The following is a 24,021-nucleotide window of genomic DNA, read 5'->3' as shown; positions in this document are numbered from 1 at the left end:
GTCGTAAGTAACGTAAACGTCCCAGTTGTCGAGTTTTCGTCGAGAGGAAAGCGAGGTTCGTCAAAAAACTTTGGTAACGACAACGTATCCGTGCAGTTTTGAACCACGATTTCTAAACGAACCAAAGCGTATGGCAAACCGATTTTTTTTCTGTATTTTCTTACTTTTTGTAACTGAAAGTATTGCCCAAAACTGTGAATGCTCGGCGGTGTTGGCTACGTACATCCAGAAAACAGAAGCCAACTATGCAGGTTTTCAAGACAAGGTAACTGCTCAAACACGGCCACGGTACGAACGACTACTGGATAGTTTGCAAACGGCAGCCCGTGACTTACCAGGCGATAAACAGTGTTTTCAATTGGTACGGGCGTACAAGCGTTTTTTCAAGGATGGACATTTTCAAGTGTATTTCAATGAACCTGAAGTGGTAGTGCCTATTCGAAGCATTAGCATGGATGAGACCAAGGCAAAAGCTTATTTTGACGCAAACAAGGACAAACTACACCCCTTGGAAGGAATCTGGGAAATTGCGGATGGTAGTTACCGCGTTGCACTCATGCGTGACCCACAACAACCCGACAAAATGGCAGCGGTGGTGTTGGCGGCTCAAAATAAAAAATGGCAAGTAGGCATGGTGAAATTTGAAGCCGCCGCCAGTGGCCTAAGCCCTTATAAAGGAGTTTACTGGGCGGGCGACCTCACTTCTTCCCCACGGACTTTTTCGCTGGAAGGAAACTTGCTCAACATCCCTAATTCGGGCTATTGGGCGCGGCAGTATCCTCAAAAGGCAACCCCCGATGAACTTGCTAAAGCACAGCAGGCTGAGGAGGAGTTTCATGTAAAAGCAATTGACAAACAAACTTTTTACGTACGAATTCCTTCCTTTGGTATTTCCTTTGAAATGGTGGATAGCGTCTTGAAAGCGCACGATGCAACGATACGCAATTCCCCCCATTTGATTGTAGATATTCGTGACAACTCGGGTGGAATGAACGCTTCGTTTCCTGCCATTTTAAAGTACCTGAATACCCATAATTTTCGTGATGTTTACTCGCATTTTAGGAGCACGCCTGACAACCTGAAGGCAGAACAAAATATCATTGACAAAGCGCTGACTCAAGGGTGGATTTCGGCCAAAGAGGCAAAGCCTTGGCAGGAGAGTTTGGCTAAAAGCCGATTAAAAGTGGGGCAAATGGTGGAATATCCTGCCGATACGATGTCGTACGGGGAAGTGTTGCCGTATCCTCAAAAAGTAGCAGTGTTAATGAATGAAAACTGTTACAGCAGCGCGGAATACTTTGTGTTTTATGCCAAACAAAGTAAAAAAGTGACGCTTTTCGGCAACCATACGGGCGGAATGATGGACTATGGTAATGTGCGAGAACACGAGTTACCGTGCAAAAACTTTGAATTACGCTTGCCCACCACCCGCACAGGGTGGGTCGATTATGCCCCCATCGACAACATTGGTTTTCAGCCCGATGTGCAGATTCCAAGTTCGGAAAAAGATTGGATAAAATTTGTTCAAAATTACTGGCAATCAAAATAGCGTTTTAACCTTTTTTCTTAACAGTCATGAAACATCTTTTCGTTGTACTGACATTGGTCAGCGGGCTATGCTTTGCCCAAAACAAAGGAAGCATCAAAGGACGCACGGTGGAAATGAGCACCCAAAAAGGAGTGGAGTTTGCGAGTGTAGCGTTGCTATCATCGTCAGATTCATCGCTCGTAAAAGGGGGCGTGACTGATACACTGGGGCGTTTTACGCTGCAAAATATCGAAGATGGGCACTATTTGTTGGCCATTTCTAGCGTTGAATACCAGCGTTTTGTGTCGAACCCTATCCACATTAATGAAAACCAACGAGACTGGGATGTTGGGACGTTATTCTTACAAGCCGACCAAAAGCAACTCAACGAAGTCGTGGTGAAAGGTACCAAGCCTGTTTTTGAGCAAAAAATGGGTAATATCATCGTAAACGTGGATAGCAAAATGTTCAAAACCGCCACCAATGCCCTTGAAGTTATGCGGCGTTCGCCAGGGTTGTTGGTGGACATGAGCGGAAAAATTACGTTTAGAGGAACATCGCCCAAAATTTTGATTGACGGTAAAGACCTACGAATGACTGAAGAGCAGGAAAAAAACTACCTGAGATCACTAACTCCTGACCAAATTGAAACGATTGAACTCATGCCTACGCCACCTGCCAAGTACGAGTCGTCGTTTCAGACGGTGATTAATATCAAGCTCAAACGCGATCAAAACTTGGGCGGGCGGGGTTCGATTTATGGGACGTATTTGCAACACCGTTTTGCGACGGGCGATGCGGGTGGAAACCTAACGTATAAAACGCAGAAAATGGCGTTTTCGCTGAATACAGGCTGGAATTCATCCAATTGGTACCAAGAACTGACCGACCGACGTGTAATGGGAAAAGAAGGAAATAAAGATGTGTTTGAGTCGTATTCGTACCTCAAAAACCCCACCCAGAGTTTCAACGCAGTGGCAGGGGTAGAGTACGTGGTCAGTCCGCATCATAGCTTTGATTTTAAAGTTACGGGTGATGTGGGCAGGGCTCCCAGCTCAACCTATGCGGAAAATAAGTCGGTGTTGCGTGGAAATGAGCAACCGTTGACGGTGAGTCACAACCAAATGATGGAAAATAGCCGTTCTTTGACGGGATTGGCTGGCTATACGTATAAAAATAACAAAGGCCGTGAACTGATGGTGGAAGTAGCCGTGGCAGGCAGTCAAAAGCCTGGAACACAAAACATGGTGTCGGAATATGTGCGAAACAACGAACAAGTGCGGGGTATATCGGTGCAGCGCAATGACCAACTCGCTAACTCCACTTTCAGGACATTGAACGCGATTTACACGGACGTGGTGGGGAAAGAGTGGAAATTGGAGGCAGGTTTTAAAATGAATTACGTAAAAAACCTTGCTAAAATTGACTACGATACGCTCATTCGGACGGATGCTTCTCGTTCGACTCCTTTGACAGTAGCTGATTTTCGTAAAGATTTTGGGCGAAGTAATGAGTTTACGTTTGACGAAAACATTACAATGTTTTTTATGCAAATGAGCAGGCAGTTTAAAAAGCTAGGTTTTACGGCAGGAATCCGCGCAGAAAATACCGTTACGCAAGGCGAATCCGTAACGTTAGGAGCGCTTGTGAATCGAAACTATTGGAATTTTTTGCCTAACCTGACATTGCAGTATAAACTCAACGACAACAGCAATTTGGTGTGGAGCTCGTCGCGCAAACTTTCGCGGCCTACCGTTTGGCAACTGAACCCTTTTCCTTTTTTCATCGACCCTTATACAGTAGCGATGGGGAATCCATTTCTGTTTCCTCGGATTCGGAATGTATCGGAGGTAACGTATTCGTACAAAAAACTCATGTTGGTCACAGGTTATAACTACAATCAAAACGGGGTGACTCAGTTGCCACTGTACAATGCCACGACGCGTCTTACGACTTGGCAACAGGTCAATGCCGATAACCACCGCCTATTTTTTGATGTGAGCCATTCGGCTACTTTACTGCCCAAATGGAATTACCAAATGTACCTGAGCACTGCCTATGGGGGAGAAAATGTCACCCTGAATGGCCAAAGTAATTCGGTGGCTGGGCTATCGGCCTCGCTCTGGGTTTCTAACATGTTTACGTTGCCCAAAGGATACACACTCGAAGTGTCGGGTTGGTACAATGTTCCCGACCGTGCTAGTTTCTACCGTGCGCGCTCGTTGGGAGCGATTAATTTAGGCATCCAAAAAAGTTTTGCGAATAATCGCTGGAATACGCAATTGAACGTCAATGATATTTTTTGGACGAGCATTTTTAGGGCAAATATCAAAGTGGATGATTCGGATATGACGTTTACCAACGTGCAGCCGCAGCGCTATGCGTCGTTTCGGGTGACGTACAATTTTGGGAAGTCGAAGTACCAAGCCCGTGGCCGAAAATCGGGGGTAAGTGAGGATGCGGCTCGGATTCGTAAATAACGCTGTGTTACTTTAATTGTCTCTTCTTCAACGGTTGCTTTTGGGTTTTGCAAAAGCAGCCGTTGCTATTTTTAGCCCAGTGCTGGTCGATACAAAAAGATTTTCCGAAAACTGGCGATTCTTATTGTTTATGTGGATAATGTCCTATATTTTGGGGTTTTATTCCAATAAACTACTTCAACCTTGAAAATAGCTATTTTGAAAGAAACCAAAACCTACGAAAAGCGGGTTGCGGTCACACCTGACGTTGTTAAGTCTCTTCTCAAAGCGGGTTTTACCTGCGCCGTCCAAAGTGATGCTGGCGAGAAATCTTCCCTACTTAACACTGATTACGAAAAAGCAGGCGCTCAAGTGGTAGCAGATGTCAAAACGCTCCTTGCCGACGCCGATGTCGTTCTAAAAGTCAACGCCCCTACGCTGGAAGAAGTGGCTCAAATGCGCGAAGGCGCAGTGAGCATTTCGTTTCTGTACGCCTACACGCAGCCTGAACTGGTTCAAGCCCTCAATGCCAAGAAAATTTCGGCTTTTAGCATGGATGCCGTTCCCCGTACGACCAAAGCCCAAAGCATGGATGCGCTCAGCTCGCAGGCCAACCTAGCGGGCTACAAGGCGGTATTGCTGGGAGCCAATGCGCTGGGCAAAATTTTTCCGCTGATGATGACGGCCGCAGGTACCATCAAACCCTCGCGGGTACTGATTTTTGGCGCTGGGGTGGCAGGATTGCAGGCCATCGCGACGGCCAAACGCCTTGGCGCGGTGGTGGAAGTAACCGACGTTCGCCCCGAAACCAAAGAACAAGTGGAGTCGCTGGGTGGGAAGTTTTTGAGCGTGGAAGGGATGGAAGCCAACAAGTCGGAAGGAGGGTATGCCAAAGAAGTGTCGGCGGAGTTTCTCCAAAAACAACAAGACCTTATCAAACAGCGTATCAAGGACGCGGATATCGTCATTACAACGGCCTTGGTGATGGGAAAAAAAGCGCCTATTCTAGTGACGGAAGAAATGGTAAAATCGATGAAAACGGGTAGCGTGATTGTCGATATGGCCGTGGAATCGGGCGGAAACTGTGCCTTGAGTGAAGCGAATCAGACGGTAGTAAAAAACGGTGTTACGATCATTGGAGAGTCAAATTTACCTGCGCTATTAGCAACCAATGCCAGCGATTTGTACGCCAAAAACATCAGTACGTTGCTGTTGCATTTGGCCAACAAAGATGGTTTTAAGTGGGAACTGGAGGAGGAAATCACCAAAGGAAGCCTCATCACGCACCAAGGTCAGTTGGTTCACGCCTTTACCAAATCAATTTTAAAATAACGTCATCTTCAAACTATGGACGCAATCATCACATTTATTGGCGAAAACATACAGCTTATCTACATCCTCATTCTCTCCATTTTTGTGGGGATTGAGGTGATTTCCAAAGTCCCCTCGGCCCTGCATACCCCACTGATGTCGGGTGCCAATGCCATTCACGGGGTGGTTATCATCGGGGCGATAATCGTCATGGGTCATGCCGAGGCAGGTAACTGGCCCGCGTTGTTACTCGGCTTTTTGGCGGTTATTCTCGGAACGCTCAACGTCGTTGGGGGATTCGTCGTCACCGACCGTATGTTAGAAATGTTTAAAAAGAAAAAGTAACCGTCAACTGAAATGATACAACAATATTGGTTATACCTTATTTACCTTTTGGGCTCGGTATTTTTTATCGTAGGATTAAAAATGCTTTCGGGGCCTAAAACTGCCCGTAACGGCAACTTTCTAGCAGCGGCAGGGATGGCGATTGCTATTTTAGGTACTATTTTTATGCATACCAACGAAGAAGGCGAGCCCATTGGCAACTACGGCTGGATTTTCGGCGGGATTGCCATTGGAACGATCATCGGCTGGATTTCGGCTAAAAAAGTAAAAATGACGGCCATGCCGCAGATGGTGAGCCTTTTCAACGGGATGGGGGGCGCTTGTGCGGCGCTTATTTCGTTGGTCGAATTTGGACACCTGCACGAGGATGCTTCTCCCGCCACCGTCCTGACGATTGTGGCAGGGCTGGTGATTGGTAGCGTGTCGTTTTCGGGAAGTATTATCGCCTATGCCAAGTTGCAGGAAATTATGAAAAAAACTTTCCGCTTGCCTGCGCAAAACGTCCTTACGCTGCTGCTGTTGATAGCTACGTTAGGACTGACGGTTTACATTGCGTTGGGGCATCCAAGTGCGACGTTACTTTACACCGTTTTTGCGTTGTCATTGGCCTATGGAGTCCTTTTTGTATTACCAATTGGAGGCGCCGATATGCCCGTCGTGATTTCGCTTCTCAACTCTTTTACGGGGGTAGCGGCGGCTTTTGGCGGGTTTTTGTACGATAACCAAGTGATGCTCACGGGTGGTATTTTGGTAGGTTCGGCAGGTACATTGCTTACGATTTTGATGTGTAATGCCATGAACCGTTCCCTTACAAACGTGATTTTTGGCTCGTTTGGCGGTGGTAGCGCTGCTGCCGCTGGCGGTGGAAGTGCCACAACGGGCGGGGCCGTGAAAAGCAGTACGCCTTCTGACGTGGCGATTATGATGAACTACGCCCAAAAAGTGATTGTAGTGCCAGGCTATGGTTTGGCAGTGGCGCAGGCGCAACACGTGATTCACGAACTCGAAGCCTTGCTCGAACAGCGCGGTGTGGAGGTAAAATACGCGATTCACCCCGTAGCAGGACGGATGCCTGGGCACATGAACGTGCTCTTGGCGGAATCTAACGTGGCCTACGATAAGTTGGTGGAAATGGAAGAAATCAACGACCAGTTTGCAACCACCGATGTCGTGTTTGTCGTAGGAGCCAACGACGTTGTAAACCCCGCTGCCCGCAGCAATCCCGCCAGCCCAATTTACGGAATGCCCATTTTGAACGCCGACAAAGCCAAAACGGTGATTGTCAGTAAGCGTTCGATGGCGGCGGGTTACGCTGGTATTGACAACGAACTGTTTTATTACCCCAACTGTATGATGTTGTTTGGGGATGCCAAAGACTCTATCACCAAAGTGGTAGCAGAATTGAAGGGCATGGATTAACGGTTTGGGCGAGTTTTAAGTAATGATAAAAAGCAGGCAATTCGACCGAATTGCCTGCTTTTTTATGCTCATTGCCTTCAGCGGAAATCTGCGCCCTTACTAATCTGCGCCATCAGCGGGTCAAAAAATAAGCTATTTGGACAGTTGACTTGCCTCTTCTTTGGCTAAAATCGCGGCTGCTTCAGTATCGTCGTATTGTCGAATGAGTTGCTTTAAGTCGGCCGTAAGTTGTTTTTGAACCTTCTGATAGGCAGGTTTGCCGTACAAATTATTCATTTCTTCGGGGTCTTTTTGGAGGTCGTACAACTCCCAAAACTCGCCGTCTTTGTAAAAGCGAATCAATTTATAACGGTCGGTGCGGATGCCAAAGTGCGTCTGAACGCTGTGTTCGGCGGGGTATTCGTAATAGTGGTAATAGGTCGATTTACGCGTTTTTTTGCTAAAAAAGGATTGACCTTGCATATCAGCAGGGACACTTAGCCCAGCTTCTTGCAAAATGGTAGGGGCAAAATCGGTATTGTTATGAATGGCTTGGTCGATGGTACCAGCTTTGATCCGTTTTGGGTAGCGAATCAGCATCGGCATATGATGCGACTCTTCGTACATAAATCGCTTGTCGAACCAGCCGTGTTCGCCTAAATAAAAACCTTGGTCGGACGAATACACCACCAATGTATTTTCGGTTAAGCCTTTTTTGTCCAAATAATCAAGTACTTTACCCACGTTACGGTCGAGCGAAAGGAGAGTTCCCAGATAATCTTGCATATACCGTTGGTATTTCCACTCATCAAGCGCCCGTCCCGACAGGTTTTGCTTCTTAAAATCGGCGGTGACTTGGTCGTAGTAAGCGAGCCACGCCTTGCGTTGGGCGGGGTTCATGCGTTTTACAAAAGGGTCGTTGCCCGCGTCCACTTTGAGGTCTTCTTTCAAACGCATGGTTTTGGTCACGGTCATGTCTTGGCGTTTGGCGGCAATCCGACCTTCGTAGGCATCGTAAAAACTTTTAGGAAGAGGGAACTTCACGTGATCAAAAGCCCGCAAATCGGTGGTGTCAGGTTGCCAATTTCGGTGCGGACATTTGTGGCCAATCACCAAACAAAATGGCTTCGATGGGTCACGGTCTTGGTCGAGCCAATGAAGCGCTTTTTCGGTAATGACATCGGTGGCGTATCCTTCTTGACGAACGGTTTTGCCACCCATTTCGATAAAATCAGGGTTATAATAAGCACCTTGCCCAGGCAACACCGACCAATAATCGAAGTATTGGGGTGTAGCTTCTAAGTGCCATTTGCCAATCCAACCCGTTTGATAACCAGCGGCTTGGAGGTGTTTGGGGTACATCGGTTGACCTGCGTCAAACTTCGTGAGGTTGTCGCGGTGGCCGTTTTTGTGGCTGTATTTTCCCGTCAACAACGTAGCTCGGCTAGGGGCGCAGAGGGAATTGGTACAAAACATATTTTGGTACAACGCCCCCTCTTTAGCCAAGCGGTCGATGTTAGGGGTTTTGATGTAGGGACTGCCGTAGGCGCTGATGGCCTGCAAAGCGTGGTCATCCGAAAACAAAATCAGGATGTTGGGTCGCTTGTCTTTGGGCTTAAATGACAGAAGTCCCATTCCGAGGGTCAGTCCAAAAGCCAGAGCGGTGAGGAAGGTTTTTTTCATGTTTTTCGGTTTGGTGTTTACGGTTTTATAGTTTCGAGTTGCTCTATGTTTCTTTCGAGCGGGTTGTGAGCAACCCTTTACCCGAGCGGGCTATTTATCAATCACAATTCCTTCAAAATCTGCTAACTTAGAAAGCTTCAATTCGAGCAATCCGTTTTTCCACGAATATACCACGGGTTCTTTGTTTACCATCGAAAAAACCTTGGAAGGCTTGAACGACGTTTGAATCCGAAAGCTCAGGTTAGAAATGGGGAGAGGAGCGAAATACGTATTTCCACTAAAACCAGTAATGTTGACCAAGTGCAAAATCAGGCCATCGGAAACCGATTTGTTTCTGTTTGCAGGAATGTTTTTAGTGTATTCTTTCAAAATCACCTCTACGCGTTCGTGGGCATTGGTTTGCAAGAATTGAGCTGACTCGGGATAAACGAGATCGAGGGCGTCGAGGAGAATATTTTTGTGTTCTTCGTACCCGTGCAAATAATAAAGCTTACCGAGGTTGATGGGCAAAAGCACAGCTTTACTCCGTGCATGTTGTTTCACCCCCATCGCAAAATACCCCGTAGGGTCGTGACCTCCAATGATTTCGGGTGGACCAGGGCGACCTTTGGAAAGAATGGGTAGTAATCGTTGGTCGGTGTCCGAGAAGTCGTATAGTCCCAAGTTAAATTTCCAAAACACCATTTTTTGTTGGGCAAAACGTTTGAAAACCTGTTTGTTGTCGGGAGCAAGGTAAAAGCCGCTGCCTTCGTGGTCTTTGTTGATGATTTTTGCCCCAAACAATTCTTGCAAAGCCGCTGGGTTATCAAACATCGTTTGATTGGTGGCAATGAGGTGAACTCCTTGTTTTACAGCTTCTTTCAATACCTCAATGGCGTTTTTGCTCAAATACGTGATGTCGGGCAAAATCACCACTTTGTAACCCTTTATTTTGGCGGCTAAATGCTCAATTTGAGCGTCTTCGACGATGTCAAAAGGCAAATGTGCTTCGCGTAGCATGAGCTGAATGCCGCGATATTCTTGCATGGGATTGCCGCTAGGCCATGCGCCAGGCGCGACCACGGCTATTTTGGCCACCGATTTATAGTTTCCAAAATAAGGCTCGTACTTTTTGTGGTGGGCATATATTTTCTTGATGACTCCGTAATTTCGTTCGTCCTCGTAGCCGCGCATGTCGCCCATCATGCTGATGTCGAGGCCCGAGCCATTGGCAATGTTTTCGTACAAACGAATGGCTACTTCCTCAGGCTCGACGGCGTTGTAGCGCGACTGAAACGAGATTTGCTGAATGCTACTATTACTGATGATGTGGTTTGGGAAAGAGTTAATGGCGTTGCCCACGTTGTCGGAGGCGGAGTAAGGCCAATATGGCAAGCTGTTGGTTTGCGACTCGTGTCGAATGATATCCACGAAACGATCCATGTAGGTGCAAATGGCGATTTGCTCGTTCTTGGATTTTACCAATCTATGCAGTCGCTCTGACCAATCTTCCACCGTAAATTTTTTAAAAGCGAGGTATTTTTGAAAAACGGGGTCGGCTTTGTTTTCTTCGACAGGCAGCGACAGGCCATTGCTGTATTGGGCAAATCGCTTTTTATCGGCTTCGTTTTGATCAATGCCGTGGTATTTGCCTTCGTACGGATTGTTGACTTGGTACCCAGGCATGTTTAGAAAAATACCGTCGATGGGGTAGTTGTCGATGACCTCTTCGATGATTTTAAAAGCACACTCCTGAACGTAAGGCGCGTTGATGGACACCACATACATATCGGTATTGATGATTCGTTCGCCTTTGGGGGAAATGTAACACCAGTCGGGATGCGCTTTAAAAATGCTTTCATGAACGCGGCTAAAATCAAACCGAACAATGACCTTGATGCCTTTTTGATGACAACGGGCAACGACGTCGCCCAGCATGTTGCCCTTCATGTAAGGGTTGGTGTAATGGAAGGGTAGTTTGGTGGGATAAAACGCCATAATTCCCCCTGCATTGATAAGTAATGTATTGGCGGAACAAGCTTCCAAATCTTTCAGCAGCGAGTCGGCATTGAGGGTAGCGGCTTCGTAAGCAGGTAAGTTGGTTTGGATGACGCGTAGGTTATTGCGCTTCCACCAAGGCAAATCGGTAGGCCATGCGCCCGCTTTTTGGGCAAAGCTTAGACAACTACACAAAATAAAAAACAGGCAAAAAGTAACTGATTTTAACATTGAAAGGAGGGGTTAATCATTTCTCAAAGCATTTTATGGGTAACGTTTACCTAACTCTTGCTTATGTATTGCATTCGGTCAGACGGTAGTCAGACCGTTTGATAGGTCATTTCGTTGTTTGTCGGTCTGACGGCGTTCGGTCTGACTGTCGTCTGACCTGTTTGTCGGTCTGACTGTCGTGCATTCGGTCAGACGGTAGTCAGACCGTTTAATAGGCCACTTCGTTGTTTGTCGGTCTGACTGTCGTCTGACCTAGTCGTTTTTACAAACTATTTATGAAAAAGCTATTTTTTGTAAGCATCGCTCTTTCGCTACTCGCTTTGTGCGCGTTTCAAGCACCGCGCAAGGCACCCAATATCGTTTTTATGTTGGCCGACGACCTCGGTTGGGCTGATTTGGGATGTTACGGGAATACGTTTCACGAAACCCCCAATCTCGATCAATTGGCTGCCGATGGAGCGCAGTTTAAAAGGGCTTACGCTGCTTGTGCGGTTTGCTCGCCCACGAGGGCGTCTATCATGATAGGTAAATACCCCGCCCGCCTCCAAATCACCGATTGGATTCCAGGGGTGGTGTATCCCTATGCCAAGTTTCAGACGGCCAAAATGTGCTACGAATTGCCGAAGGAGGAAGAAATTTTGCCCGAAATATTACATAAAAACGGGTACGCCACCTACCACGTCGGTAAGTGGCATTTGGGAGAAACCGACGAGTTTTGGCCGCACAATCGGGGGTTTGATGTCAATATCGGAGGGCATTCAAAAGGGCAGCCTGGTTCGTATTTTTATCCTTACAAAAACGTAACACCTACGGCCGATTATTCCGTCAAATTCTTGCCCGAAGGTGGGAAAGAAGGCGATTATCTTACCGATTTTTTGACTGACCATGCGCTGAAGTTGATTGAAAAACATGCCAATAGTCCACAGCCGTTTTTTCTCAATATGAGTTATTATCAAGTGCACACTCCATTGCAAGGAAAACCCGATTACGTTAAAAAATACGAGGAAAAGAAAAAGACGTTGGGCCTCAGTAAGCCTAATCCTATCTATGCTGCTATGGTTCAGAGTTTGGACGAAAGTGTAGGTCGAATCTTAAAAAAACTGGACGAGTTGGGAATGCGCGAAAATACAATTGTGGTATTTACGTCGGACAACGGTGGTTTGGTAGAAGTAGATGGTAACGCCCCCCTGCGCGAAGGTAAAGGTTTTTATTATGAGGGGGGAATTCGAGTGCCGTTGTTGGTGCGCTATCCTGGGGTGACTACGCCGCGTTCTACGCCGCAAGACGTGGTGGCTAGCATTGATTATGTGCCTACGCTCCTCGAATTGGCGCAATTGGCTAAGAAAAAGGACGTGGACGGGCAAAGTTTTGTCCCGACGTTGAAAGGGAAGCCTTCCAAAGAAACACGCATGTTGTATTGGCATTATCCGCATTATCATACGCCCCAACGCCCGCCTACGGGAGCCGTGATGGCAGGAGATTACAAACTGATTGAATTTTTGGGCGAAAACCGTTGGGAGTTGTACAACGTCCGTGACGATGTATCGGAGCAACACAATCTTGTGACTGAAAAACCCCAATTAGCAGCACAATTACGAAAAAAACTCCAGCGCTGGCAGTCGGAGACGGGTGCAAGATTTCCATCGCCCAACCCCAATTACGACGCCGAGAAACCCTTCCGAAATTCCATTACTGCTTGGAAAGGTGAAAATCGGTTGTAGGGTGTTTTCGGTTTTTCACAGCAGGTGCTTTCGGTTACTCCTAACCGAAAACCGAGGTTTCTCAAAACCTCGTTAAGTGTTGAACGTGCATGGATTTTTGTTAACTTTGTTTAGAGCTCATGGTAAAGCCCCTTCTCCTATGAAATACCTTTGGTTGTTTTGGTGGCTTACATTTTCATTGGTACTTAATGCACAGCGCTATACCAAAGCAGATTCGCTCAAGATTTATGGATTACTCAATGCCGCAGACGCGGCTGAGGAGGTGTCACAAGCATTACTTTTGGCAAAGCAGGCGTTGTCTTTGAGCCAACAAACAGCGATGTTGCGCGGTGAAGGTTGGGCTAATTTAAAAATCGCTTTTTTATTAGTAGAACACACGCCCAATACCGATGTGCGGCAATATTGGCAGATAGGAACCCGCATAGCCACACAACTCAATGACCCCTTCATGCTTGCATTGGCAGAGTTACAACAGGGTAAATATTGGATGTATAACAATGATTTACCCGTAGCAGAACAGTTTTTTCAAAAGGCGCTTACTACTTATTTTGACAAACAACCGTCTAACTATACGGCGGTATTGTACAATGATTTGGGGGTATTGGCAGGAAAACAAAACCAGCGCGAACAAGAAGCAAATTGGTACTTTAAAGCCATGAAACTGCACGAACAGCTCGGGGATTTGCATGGCTGGGCTAATTCGGCAGGCAATCTTGCCAATGCTTTCTATCGACTTGAGAACAAAGAGGAGGCTATCAAGTACGCCAAAGAAGCCTTGCGAGTTCACGCAAAAAACAACAATGTTTTGGGCTTGGCTACGGTAACAGGTAACTTGAGTACCATGTATTCAGCTTACAACCAACTAGATTCGGCAACGATTTATCGTCAAAAATCTGTCAAATATGCAACTATCAATGGGCAAAAAAAGCACCTAGTGCAAGCATACCAAAATTTGGCCTTGTTGCTTGAACGTCAGCAAAAATACCCAGAAGCGCTAGAGGCGATTGAGCAATCGATTGCTTTAAGCCGAGCTACAAACGACTTGGCTAGTGCGGCGGCTAAAAGCCGTATTGCTGCCGAAATTTGCGCAAAAATGCAGCATAATGATCAGATGGTTCGGTATTATAGAGAGGCAGAGCGATTGGCTGATTCGCTTCAACGAAAAGATATTTTGCGCGATGTATATTTGAGCCAGTCTTCCTACTTTGCCAAGGTCAACGATTTTAAAAATGCGTACCTACATTCGGCCCAATACCACGCACTAAAAGATAGCTTAGAGGGCATACAGTTAAAAAAGAATATTTCAGATTTGCAGGTAAAATATGAATCGGAACGGAAGGATTTTGAAATAGCCAAGCTGAATACCGAAAAACTCATTCGTCAGCTAGAAATAGAAAAACAAAAGGCGATTATTGTGGGGGATAAACTGGAAGCTCAACGGAAAGAAGATAAAATTCAACTCCTTACCCAGCAACAAAAGCTCCGAGATGCCATTTTTTCTCGACAAAAGGAGTTATTCGAAAAACAACTTTTGATTACTAAAAACAAGGAACAAGAACTTCAGTTGGCTCGTCAGCGATTGGAACTTAGCCAAAAAGATAAAGAACTGAAAGAACGGCAGCTTCAACGCCAACAGATGATTCAGATGGTGGGAGCAGGGCTGGTGCTGCTGTCGATGTTGCTTGCCTGGATTTTATTTAACCGTTATCAGCTTCGCAAAAAACTCCAAGAAAAAGAAGTGCTTCTGGCCGTCAGAAACACCATTTCAAAAGACTTACATGATGAAATAGGCTCATCACTGACCAACGTTAATATTTTAAATGAACTAACCAAACGGACACTTTCTGTTCCAACTCAGGCCCAAGAATACCTTCAGCAAGCAGGGGAAAGTATTCAACAAATCAGCGAAAGTTTGGGAGATATTGTGTGGAACATTAATCCACAATATGACGATATTCAAAACTTGTTGGTTCGGATGCGCCGCTACGCCGCTGATATGCTCGATGGAGCTTCGATTCTTTACCAATTGGAATTCCCAGAAGACGTGAGCCACTTTAAACTTCCGATGGACAAGCGGCGAGACTTTTATTTGGTATATAAAGAGGCCATCAACAATTTAGTGAAATATTCAAAGGCCACCAAGGCGCAGATAAAGCTTGCCGTGACAGGAAATGTGTTGCATTTGCGAATAGAAGACAATGGAATTGGATTTGAGATGAATACCATTCGTAAAGGAAATGGCCTTAACAACATGCAGCACCGTGCCGACTTGCTCAAAAGTAAGTTTATGATTTCTTCTCAACCGCACAGAGGTACCTCAATTGAGCTTACCATGGAAGTATAACCGCAAACAAAAATCACCCAAAAGGGTACTTTACAATCCCATCGAAGTCCACTATTTTTGTGAAATGGCAACTTCACTCCTCATCTTCGAAGACAACAACCAACTTCGCCAGTCGCTTCAATTACTATTGAACGATGGAATGTTTTTTAGCGTCAAAGCTGCGTTTGAAAACTGCTTGCGTGCGGCAGAAGAAGTTCTCTTGTATGAGCCCGATCTGGTCATTATGGATATCGATATGCCTGGACGTAGTGGTGTTGAAGGTCTTAAAGCTATCAAAGCAGTACGCCCAGCCACCAAAATCATCATGTTTACGGTGTTTGATGACGATGAGCAAATTTTTGAGTGTATTTGTGCAGGTGCTGATGGATATTTACTCAAACATACGCCTCCCGCGCGCCTCATGGCGGCTTTGCAAGAAGCAATGGAGGGCGGTTCCCCCATGAGTCCTCAAGTAGCCAACAAGATTTTTCACTACTTCCGACAGGCATCAAAACCAGCGCCAGATTACAATTTGTCGGAGCGTGAAAAAGAAATTTTACAATTACTCATCAAAGGCAACGGCTATAAAATGATTGCTGCGGAGTGCTTTATTTCATTAGATACCGTTAAAAAACACCTCAAAAACATTTATACCAAACTCCACGTGTCGTGCGGAACGGAGGCTGTGGCCAAAGCCCTCAAAGAAAAAATTGTAGCCGTTTAACATACATAAACTTATGCTAAAAAGCCGTCGGGGAACTTATCCTCGGCGGCTTTTTGGTTTTAAAAATCACCCAAAAGGGTAATTGACGAGCGTGCGTTGACCCACTACCTTTGACCCATCAATTCAACATAACTTATTGATTATCATGAAAAAGCTAACAACATTATTATCGCTCGCATTAGGACTTGTAATCATGACAGCAGGAGTTCACGCTCAAGAGAGACGTACTACGTTTGACCCCAGCAAGCATGGTTTTAAGTTTTCCAACGAATTTCAAACCCAGATTCAAATTGCGGGTCTTAATGGCCCTCGCTTTGGAGGTCTGTGCGGAGGGATGGTTTATTCGGCACTCGATTATTACAAAAACAACCAGCCTATTCCAGCCCAAACCCACCGCCCTGCTTCGGGTACAACTTTGCACCAGTATATTTTGGCGAGACAAAATAACTCTACTTTACTCAACGTCAACGGTAGCTCAAATTCCGATAAGTGGGCCGAACTGATTTTTAATCCATTTGGCTGGCGTACCAATGAATTTTTTAACTGGGGGCTGCAAGGAACCAATGGTGGCAGGATACAAGAATTGGTCGAAATGATGCGCTCAGGAAGCCCAGTTCCACTAGGGTTATTTAAAAGCGGAAATGGCGGGGTAGGCCCTCATCATCAGGTCTTGGCTATAGGGTATGATTTGGGACGTTACAGAGGGGATTTGGGCGATAATAAAGAAGATTTTAAAATCTTTATCTATGATCCCAATTATCCGAACGAAACACAGACGCTGCGCGTCAATGTTGCCGCCCAAAATTACTACTATCAAGAACGTCCAGCGAATAAGTGGCTCACGTACTTCGTAGATAAAAAATATACAACTGTGCGTCCACCTGTCATTTCTCCAACCCCTCTGGCCAACGATGGATTGGTGCGCCAATTACTGATTGAAATAGGCACAGGTGGCGACGACTTGCGTGGCGGTAATGACAATGTCAATGTGATTGTAAAATATGCCGATGGGTCAACGGATGTGTATGCCAATATCAATAAAAATGTCCGTTGGATGGACAATTATACCGAAAATGTACCGCTGACCCTTCGCCGTGCAGCTCCATTGAGCCAAATCAAATGTGTGATGCTCCAAACCACTTTTGGAGGAGGAATAGGAGGGGATAATTGGAACGTCGATTTGCTTCGGGTGGTAGCCAAAAGCAGTGACCAAGAGCGTGTTGTATTTGCTCAGACAGGCCGCCCGTTGGTACGATTTGATGGAAATAATCGCCCTTTTGAAGCTACTTTTCGCTAAAGCTCCCTAATCAGACATGAAATATCTTATCACCCTCGTTTGTGCCGTAGTAGGGTTGTTTTTAGAAAACAACCAGGCCGTAGCTCAGTCGCCCGATAGCCGTATTTGTCGCTGCTTTTCTGAGGCTGTTACCTCCAACTTTATGCTGGGTTCTAAGGCAATTTATGGCACTGTTGGCGTCATGATTTCACGAGATTTAGAATTGCCGCCCAGCCCCACACAACCCGTACAGTTTATTATACCTACACTGCCAGTGCGTTCGGGTTGTCAGGGGCATTTCTCACTGTATATTACCAATAGTCGGAATGAAGTGCTTTACAATCAGACTTCTACGAGCAACGAATTTCGATATACTTTTCGAAATGTAAACGAAACCTACGATGTCATGTTGATGGCAACGGGAAGGTCAGTCACAGGGCGTGATGGAAATTGCAGCCGTTCGATTCGCTTCACTGTTAAGCCGCGCGTGTTAACTCCTCGTTCCTGAATTTTCTTTACTTTTAATAACAACTACTTCCATGAAACCTTCATTTTTTTCTTACATTCTCATAGCACTTTTGGCAGTTTCTTCTGCAGTGTTTTCTCAAACGAGCCAGATTCAGCCTAAACTCGCCGACCCCTCTGCTGCGGCGATTCGGGGAGCCAACTCAGGTCGCTTAGGTACTATTGACCCTGCCATTGATGACATCCGTTTTTCATTTCTAAAACTTAATACAGGCGACAAAATGCGTGTTACAGTCACCGTCAAAAACTTGGGTTTAATGAATTATGAAAGCGGAAGCAACCAGCAAAATGTTCAGCTTTGGGAGGAATATAGCAGCACAAATCGAAAAATGGTAAAGCTATTTCCCTTTCAAAACCTAAATGCAAATGCCTCTTTTAGTTTTTCGTACGAGCGCCCCACCTTCAAGCCAAGCGATGAGTTTCCTCCTCAGTACAAGGCAATTATTGTATATGAGCCAGATATTTTGAGTGATAATAACACAAAAAATGACGATTCGAAGGCGTCTAACAATTCGATGACGAAACATCCGCAAGACTAAGGCGATTCAGCCTTGTAAAAAGCGTCGAGGAAACCACCTCGGCGCTTTTTTGTTGATAACCGAGCATAGGTGGTGGCGAGTGTTTTCGGTTACTCATAGCAAGTGCTTTCGGTTAATTACAGCGAGTGTTTTCGGTTACTCCTAACCGAAAACAGAGGTTTCTCAAAACCTCGTTAAGTCACTTGAAACGCTTTAATATTTTTCTAATGTAAAAAATTGGGCATTGCTTGGTAAATTGGGGCGTTGAAGTCACTTTTAGCATAAACTCTGACCCATGTCCAAACGCTTTTTAGGGTTGCTACTTTTCCTGATGGGTAGCCTACACACCACTATTTCGGCACAAGTGTCGGCCAGCCACGACCTTGTTTTTGATAAACTTCCGACGCGTTGGGACGAGGCATTGCCGTTGGGGAATGGTTTTGTGGGAGAGTTGATTTGGCAAAAAGACGATAAGCTACGTTTTTCGCTCGACCATGCCGAACTTTGGGACTTACGCCCAATGGAAGGCATGAAAAAGCCTGAGTTTACCTACAAGTGGGTTCAAGAACAAATCAAGAAAAATAACTACAAAACAGTTCAGGAATACGGTGACGTACCCTACGAAAAAGAACCTGCCCCCAGCAAAATCCCTGGAGCAGCCTTCGAAATAGCTGCTAAAGAATGGGGCGCCGTAACCAGTGCGCGTCTGGACATTCAACAGGCGGTGGCAGAAGTAAAATGGGCGAATGGAGCGCGCCTTACCTCTTTTGTTCATGCCAATTTGCCGTTTGGGTATTTTCGGTTGGAAGGCGTTAAAGAGTTTGATATTCAGCTGCTAGCCCCCAAATACGAAGGCGAAGTGGACAAAACAGCTGGCGGTTCGGTAGCTGGCGACGATTTGGCACGGTTGGGGTATAAACAAGGGAAAGTAAAACAAAACTCAAAGTCGGCTACGTACCGCCAAAAAGGTTGGGGCGATTTTGAATACGAAGTAAGTGTCCGTTGGAAAGAAGTGGCCGACAAAACGTGGGAAGGTGTGTGGAGTATTTCGGCGCACTACCCCAACAAGCCTAAAACACCTGCCAATGAACTGACGGCCACGGCGATGTCGTACGAAAAAGCGATGCTTCCGCACTTGAGTTGGTGGAAAAATTTTTGGGGAAAATCAAGCCTCAAATTGCCCGACCCACTGCTCGAAAAACAATACTACCTCGAACAATACAAATTTGGCAGTACGGCCCGCAAAGGAGCGCCGCCCATTTCGCTGCAAGCCGTGTGGACGGCCGACAATGGCCGCCTTCCGCCGTGGAAAGGGGATTTTCACCATGACCTCAACACCCAGCTAAGTTACTGGCCGAGCTATGCCTCCAACCACCTCGACGAAGCAATGGGCTACCTCGACCACCTCGACGGCAATCGCGCGGCGTACCGCGAATACACCAAGTGGTTTTATCAAACCGACGGAATTAATGTCCCAGGCGTGACCACACTTACAGGGGTGCCTATGGGAGGTTGGATTCAGTATTCTTTTTCGCCAACGGTGTCGGCTTGGTTGTCGCAGCATTTTTACCTTCAGTGGCGCTACAGCATGGATCGCCGTTTTTTGCAGGAGCGAGCGTATCCGTGGTTTAAACAAGTAGCCACTTTTCTTGAAAAAAATACCATTCTAAACGACGATTGGAAACGCCAACTGCCGATAGGCTCCAGCCCCGAAATCAACGACAACCGAGTAACGGCGTGGTTTTCGGAAAATACCAATTACGATTTGTCGCTGATGCGTTTTGCGTTTGGCAAAGCCGAAGAATTGGCCACCGAACTAAATTTGACGCAGGACGTAGCCCGTTGGAAAAAACTGAACAAACAAATGGCCGATTATGCGTTGTCGGACAGTTTGGAATTGAAGGTTTCTCCGTCGCTGGCGTATGCGCAATCGCACCGCCATTTTTCGCACATGATGGCGATTCATCCGTTGGGTGATATTCAGTGGGAAAAGGGCGAACGCGACCAAAAAATCATCAAAAAAAGCATAGCCTTGCTCGATTCCATCGGCCCCGATTGGTGGTGCGGCTACTCCTACGCTTGGCTAGGCAGCCTAAAAGCGCGTGCTAAAGATGGCGCAGGGGCGGCAAAAACCCTCCGAACGTTTGCCTCGGCTTTCTGCTTGCCTAATTCGTTTCATGCCAACGGCGACCAAACCAAATCGGGTTTGTCCAAATTCACATACCGTCCGTTTACCTTAGAAGGGAATTTTGCCTTTGCGGCGGGAGTTCAAGAAATGCTTTTACAAAGTTATTCGGGTACCATCAACGTTTTTCCCGCCGTCCCTGCTGATTGGACGGAGGCGTCATTTCGTGACCTTCGTGCGGAGGGGGCGTTTTTGGTAAGTGCCACTCGGACGGGCGGAAACGTAGATGAAATTCAGCTGTACTCAGAAAAAGGCGGCGTGGCTCGCTTGAAACTTCCTTTTAAAACACATCTTGTAAAAGTACAACAAGGAATGATTGTGAAACCCATTGATGAAACCGAAATTGAAATAGTAGCACAAAAAGGGGGAAAGATAGTATTGAAAAATGGCTACGAATAGGCCAGCATAAAAATATGACGATTTGTCCGTAACTTTGCCAGCCTTTAAACGAGCGATTATTGAATATGTATTCCCCAAAACCACTTATATTGGTCAGCAATGACGACGGTATTACCTCATTAGGAATCAGGACGTTAGTAGAAGTAATGCAAGAGCTAGGAGAAGTAGTGGTCGTAGCCCCCGATAGCCCTCAGTCGGGCATGGGACACGCCATCACCATTGGCGAACCTCTTCGGCTACACGCCACTCCTATTTTTGAAGGCGTAAAAGCCTACGAATGTAGCGGCACTCCTGCCGATTGTGTGAAACTAGGCAAGCACTACGTCCTTAAAGACCGTACTCCCGACCTAGTAGTAAGTGGTATCAATCACGGCTCTAACACGTCGATAAGTGTCTTGTACTCAGGGACAATGTCGGCGGCGATTGAAGGAGCCATCGAAGGAATTCCTTCGATTGGTTTTTCGCTTTGCGACTTTGCCTCTGACGCGGATTTTTCGCACGTTAGGTCGTTCGTAAAACAGATTGCCAGCAATGTTCTTGCCAACGGACTACCTAAAGGGGTAGCGCTCAACGTTAATTTTCCGAAAAAATCGGAGGAAGCATTGAAGGGAGTACGTATTTGTCGCCAAACGAACGGCAAATGGCAAGAAGAATTTGACAAAAGAAAAGACCCACACGGCCGTAGCTATTTTTGGCTATCAGGCAATTTCGTAAATTTCGACGCAGGTCAGGAAGATACGTGCGAGTGGGCACTAGAAAACAATTACGTATCGGTAGTTCCGTGCCAATATGATTTAACAGCCTACGAAACCATGAAGCTCATGCAGCAATGGCAATTCTAGTCTAACCTATAAAGAAAGATACACAACACTAAAAACCCCTGATAGCATGGCACTTTTGGGAAACTTGTTAAAAGGAGGAATCAAGCTCTCAACTCGTATTCAGAAAGAAAATGTAGATTTTGCTAACATACAGCGTAAAACCCTAAGCAAGCTTCTTGCCAAGGCTCGTTATACGCAATTTGGTGAAAAATACCAGTTTGAGGACATTCTCAATGCAGCCGTTTTTGACGAAAGCAAAACTTTTTACGAAAAATATAAAGAATTTGTTCCTGTTCACAACTACGAAAAAATTTACCGTGAGTGGTGGAACAAGGCACGTGAAGGTGAAAAAAACGTTTGTTGGCCTGGGCGGGTCAAGTATTTTGCGTTGAGCTCGGGAACGTCCGAAGCCGCTTCAAAATACATCCCTGTGACGAAAGCCATGGCCAAGTCGTTTCGTAATACGAGCTTGCGCCAAATCTTTTCGTTGGGGCGTTACGAAGAAATTCCGAGCGATTTGTACGAAAAAAGTTTCTTCCTCGTCGGAGGAAGTATCGACCTGACGGCCATCGACGAAGGGCGTTTTGAGGGAGATGTAAGCGGTATCAATGCCAAAAATATTCCTTTTTGGTTTGAACGCTACTACAAGCCAGGGCGCGAAATTGCCCGCGAACGCGATTGGTCGCGTAAGCTCGAAAAGATTGTAGAAGAAGCCCCAAGCTGGGACATTGGTTTTATGGCTGGCGTACCTGCGTGGCTTCAAATCATCATGGAAAAAATCATTGAGCGTTACAACCTCGATACCATCCACGACATTTGGCCCAACCTCACCGTTTTTGGTCACGGAGGGGTTTCGTTTGAACCTTATCGTGCAGGTTTTGAGAAATTATTGGCGCGCCCCTTGATTTACATCGACACCTACTTGGCTTCAGAAGGATTTATTGCTTTCCAAAACCGCCCCCATGCCGATGGGATGCGTTTGGTGCTTGATAATGGCATTTTCTACGAATTTGTGCCTTTCAACGACAAAAACTTCAACGAGGATGGCGAGCTAATTTGCAACCCCGAAACACTGATGATTGACGAAGTAGAAGAGGGCGTGGACTACGCACTTTTGCTTTCCACTTGCTCGGGGGCGTGGCGTTATTTGATTGGCGATACGGTCAAGTTTGTCAATAAAGAACGCGCCGAAATCGCCGTTACGGGCCGTACTAAGCACTATTTGAGCCTTTGTGGTGAACACCTTTCGGTCGAAAACATGAACAAGGCCATCGAACTGACGGCCGAAGAACTCGATATCACCATCAAAGAATTTACCGTAGCGGGCATTCGCTCCGATTCGCTTTTTGCCCACCATTGGTATATTGGTACCGACGACCACGTAGCTCCTGAAGTGTTGCGAGAAAAAATAGACGGGCACCTCAAAGTGTTGAACGATGACTACGTGGTGGAGCGCCGCCATGCGTTGAAAGATGTGTTGGTGACGGTCGTTCCTTCCAGCACGTTTTACGGTTGGCTCGAAGCCAAAGGGAAAATGGGAGGACAAAATAAAGTCCCACGCGTATTGAAGAAAAACTTATTGACCGACTGGGAGAACTACCTCCAACAGCAAGGTCTAACTGTGTAAAAAATAACCCAAAACACCCCGTTTGGACATGATACCTACTCTTAACATTATCCAAGCCGCCCACGAGCGCATTCGTCCGCACGTACACCGCACGCCTGTGCTTACGTGCCAAACGATTAACCGAATGAGTGGGGCAGAGATTTATTTTAAATGCGAAAATTTTCAAAAAATTGGTGCATTTAAAGCCCGTGGAGGGGTAAATGCGGTATTATCATTAAGTCCAACGGAGTTAAAAAATGGCGTGACAACGCATTCGTCGGGCAACCACGCCCAGGCGATTGCGTATGCCGCAGGGCTGGTAGGGGCTAAGGCGTACATTGTGATGCCTCGCACGGCTCCCCAAGTCAAAAAAGACGCCGTACGTGGCTACGGCGCAGAAGTAATAGAATGCGAACCCACGCTCGAAGCCCGCGAAAGTACCGTGGATGAGGTGATTGCCAAATACGGCGCCACCATGATTCACCCCTTCAACGACTATCGCGTTATTGCAGGACAGGCCACCGCTACCAAAGAACTTATTGAAGATTACGGCAAGTTTGACATCGTCATGGCACCCGTGGGTGGTGGGGGATTGCTCAGCGGCACGGCCTTGGCAGCACATTACCTGTGCCCCACGGCCGAAGTCATTGCGGGTGAACCCGAAGGGGCAGGCGATGCGGTGTTGTCGTTCAAATCAGGACGGATTGAAAAAGCCCCTTACATCAATACCATCGCCGACGGATTGATGACTAATTTGGGTGACAAAACCCTCGAAATCATTCGTTTGCACGTCAAAGACATCCTTCTTACGTCCGACCCCGAAATCATCGCTGCCATGCGTTTGATTTGGGAACGGATGAAAATTGTGATTGAACCTTCTTGCGCCGTCCCTTTTGCGGCCTTGCTCCGAAATAAAGAGCGTTTTGCTGGCAAAAAAGTAGGCATCATCCTCACAGGCGGCAATGTCGATTTGGGGAAATTGCCGTTTTGA

General features: G+C 46.4%; 17 protein-coding genes. 15 read left to right on the top strand and 2 right to left on the bottom strand.

Annotated elements, in window-relative coordinates:
- The first annotated feature begins 130 nt into the window (after positions 1 to 130).
- From DTQ70_RS17430 to DTQ70_RS17410, 5 genes are all read left to right on the top strand, one after another.
- Positions 131 to 1,549 (top strand): S41 family peptidase, encoded by a 1,419-nt coding sequence (locus DTQ70_RS17430; RefSeq protein ID WP_122931991.1) that lies wholly within the window; start codon positions 131 to 133, stop codon positions 1,547 to 1,549.
- A gap of 26 nt (positions 1,550 to 1,575) precedes the next feature.
- Positions 1,576 to 4,008, top strand: a complete 2,433-nt coding sequence (locus tag DTQ70_RS17425; protein WP_122931990.1) for an outer membrane beta-barrel family protein — start codon at positions 1,576 to 1,578, stop codon at positions 4,006 to 4,008.
- A gap of 183 nt (positions 4,009 to 4,191) precedes the next feature.
- Entirely contained in the window at positions 4,192 to 5,319 is a 1,128-nt protein-coding gene (locus tag DTQ70_RS17420) for a Re/Si-specific NAD(P)(+) transhydrogenase subunit alpha (protein WP_028527090.1), read from the top strand.
- A 15-nt stretch (positions 5,320 to 5,334) separates the two neighbouring features.
- A complete protein-coding gene (locus tag DTQ70_RS17415) occupies positions 5,335 to 5,643 on the top strand; it encodes an NAD(P) transhydrogenase subunit alpha (protein ID WP_122931989.1) in 309 nt (102 codons plus the stop codon).
- Between the two features lie 12 nt (positions 5,644 to 5,655).
- Positions 5,656 to 7,062: an NAD(P)(+) transhydrogenase (Re/Si-specific) subunit beta gene (locus tag DTQ70_RS17410; protein WP_122931988.1), complete on the top strand. Its 1,407-nt coding sequence runs from the start codon at positions 5,656 to 5,658 to the stop codon at positions 7,060 to 7,062.
- 132 nt (positions 7,063 to 7,194) lie between these two features.
- On the opposite strand, the gene DTQ70_RS17405 is transcribed toward DTQ70_RS17410, so the two are convergent.
- Together DTQ70_RS17405 and DTQ70_RS17400 are read right to left on the bottom strand one after the other, a co-directional pair.
- Positions 7,195 to 8,724: a sulfatase gene (locus tag DTQ70_RS17405; protein WP_122931987.1), complete on the bottom strand. Its 1,530-nt coding sequence runs from the start codon at positions 8,722 to 8,724 to the stop codon at positions 7,195 to 7,197.
- Between the two features lie 90 nt (positions 8,725 to 8,814).
- The gene (locus DTQ70_RS17400; protein WP_122931986.1) at positions 8,815 to 10,932 is read right to left on the bottom strand and encodes an alpha-amylase family protein; all 2,118 of its coding nucleotides are present in this window, start codon (positions 10,930 to 10,932) and stop codon (positions 8,815 to 8,817) included.
- Between the two features lie 275 nt (positions 10,933 to 11,207).
- On the opposite strand from DTQ70_RS17400, the gene DTQ70_RS17395 reads away from it, so the two are divergent.
- From DTQ70_RS17395 to DTQ70_RS17350, 10 genes are all read left to right on the top strand, one after another.
- Positions 11,208 to 12,653 (top strand): sulfatase, encoded by a 1,446-nt coding sequence (locus DTQ70_RS17395; RefSeq protein WP_122931985.1) that lies wholly within the window; start codon positions 11,208 to 11,210, stop codon positions 12,651 to 12,653.
- A gap of 139 nt (positions 12,654 to 12,792) precedes the next feature.
- Positions 12,793 to 14,997, top strand: coding sequence for a tetratricopeptide repeat-containing sensor histidine kinase (locus tag DTQ70_RS17390; RefSeq protein ID WP_122931984.1), 2,205 nt, complete (start codon positions 12,793 to 12,795; stop codon positions 14,995 to 14,997).
- Positions 14,998 to 15,061: 64 nt separating this feature from the next.
- Complete coding sequence (locus DTQ70_RS17385; protein ID WP_122934458.1) at positions 15,062 to 15,700, top strand: response regulator transcription factor; 639 nt, start codon at positions 15,062 to 15,064, stop codon at positions 15,698 to 15,700.
- Positions 15,701 to 15,845: 145 nt separating this feature from the next.
- Entirely contained in the window at positions 15,846 to 16,997 is a 1,152-nt protein-coding gene (locus DTQ70_RS17380) for a hypothetical protein (protein WP_122931983.1), read from the top strand.
- 16 nt (positions 16,998 to 17,013) lie between these two features.
- Entirely contained in the window at positions 17,014 to 17,484 is a 471-nt protein-coding gene (locus DTQ70_RS17375; RefSeq protein ID WP_122931982.1) for a hypothetical protein, read from the top strand.
- A gap of 31 nt (positions 17,485 to 17,515) precedes the next feature.
- A complete protein-coding gene (locus tag DTQ70_RS17370; protein WP_122931981.1) occupies positions 17,516 to 18,040 on the top strand; it encodes a hypothetical protein in 525 nt (174 codons plus the stop codon).
- Between the two features lie 274 nt (positions 18,041 to 18,314).
- Complete coding sequence (locus DTQ70_RS17365) at positions 18,315 to 20,603, top strand: glycosyl hydrolase family 95 catalytic domain-containing protein (protein ID WP_206019533.1); 2,289 nt, start codon at positions 18,315 to 18,317, stop codon at positions 20,601 to 20,603.
- A gap of 65 nt (positions 20,604 to 20,668) precedes the next feature.
- Positions 20,669 to 21,445 carry a 5'/3'-nucleotidase SurE gene (gene surE / locus DTQ70_RS17360; RefSeq protein WP_122931980.1) on the top strand — a complete coding sequence of 259 codons (777 nt, stop codon included), beginning with the start codon at positions 20,669 to 20,671 and terminating at the stop codon, positions 21,443 to 21,445.
- A 46-nt stretch (positions 21,446 to 21,491) separates the two neighbouring features.
- On the top strand, positions 21,492 to 23,051 hold the full coding sequence (locus tag DTQ70_RS17355) for a GH3 auxin-responsive promoter family protein (RefSeq protein WP_122931979.1): 1,560 nt from the start codon (positions 21,492 to 21,494) through the stop codon (positions 23,049 to 23,051).
- A 28-nt stretch (positions 23,052 to 23,079) separates the two neighbouring features.
- Complete coding sequence (locus DTQ70_RS17350) at positions 23,080 to 24,021, top strand: threonine/serine dehydratase (protein WP_122931978.1); 942 nt, start codon at positions 23,080 to 23,082, stop codon at positions 24,019 to 24,021.

This window comes from Runella sp. SP2, assembly GCF_003711225.1.
Lineage (GTDB): Bacteria > Bacteroidota > Bacteroidia > Cytophagales > Spirosomataceae > Runella.
This window is presented reverse-complemented; position numbering and strand designations above follow the sequence as displayed.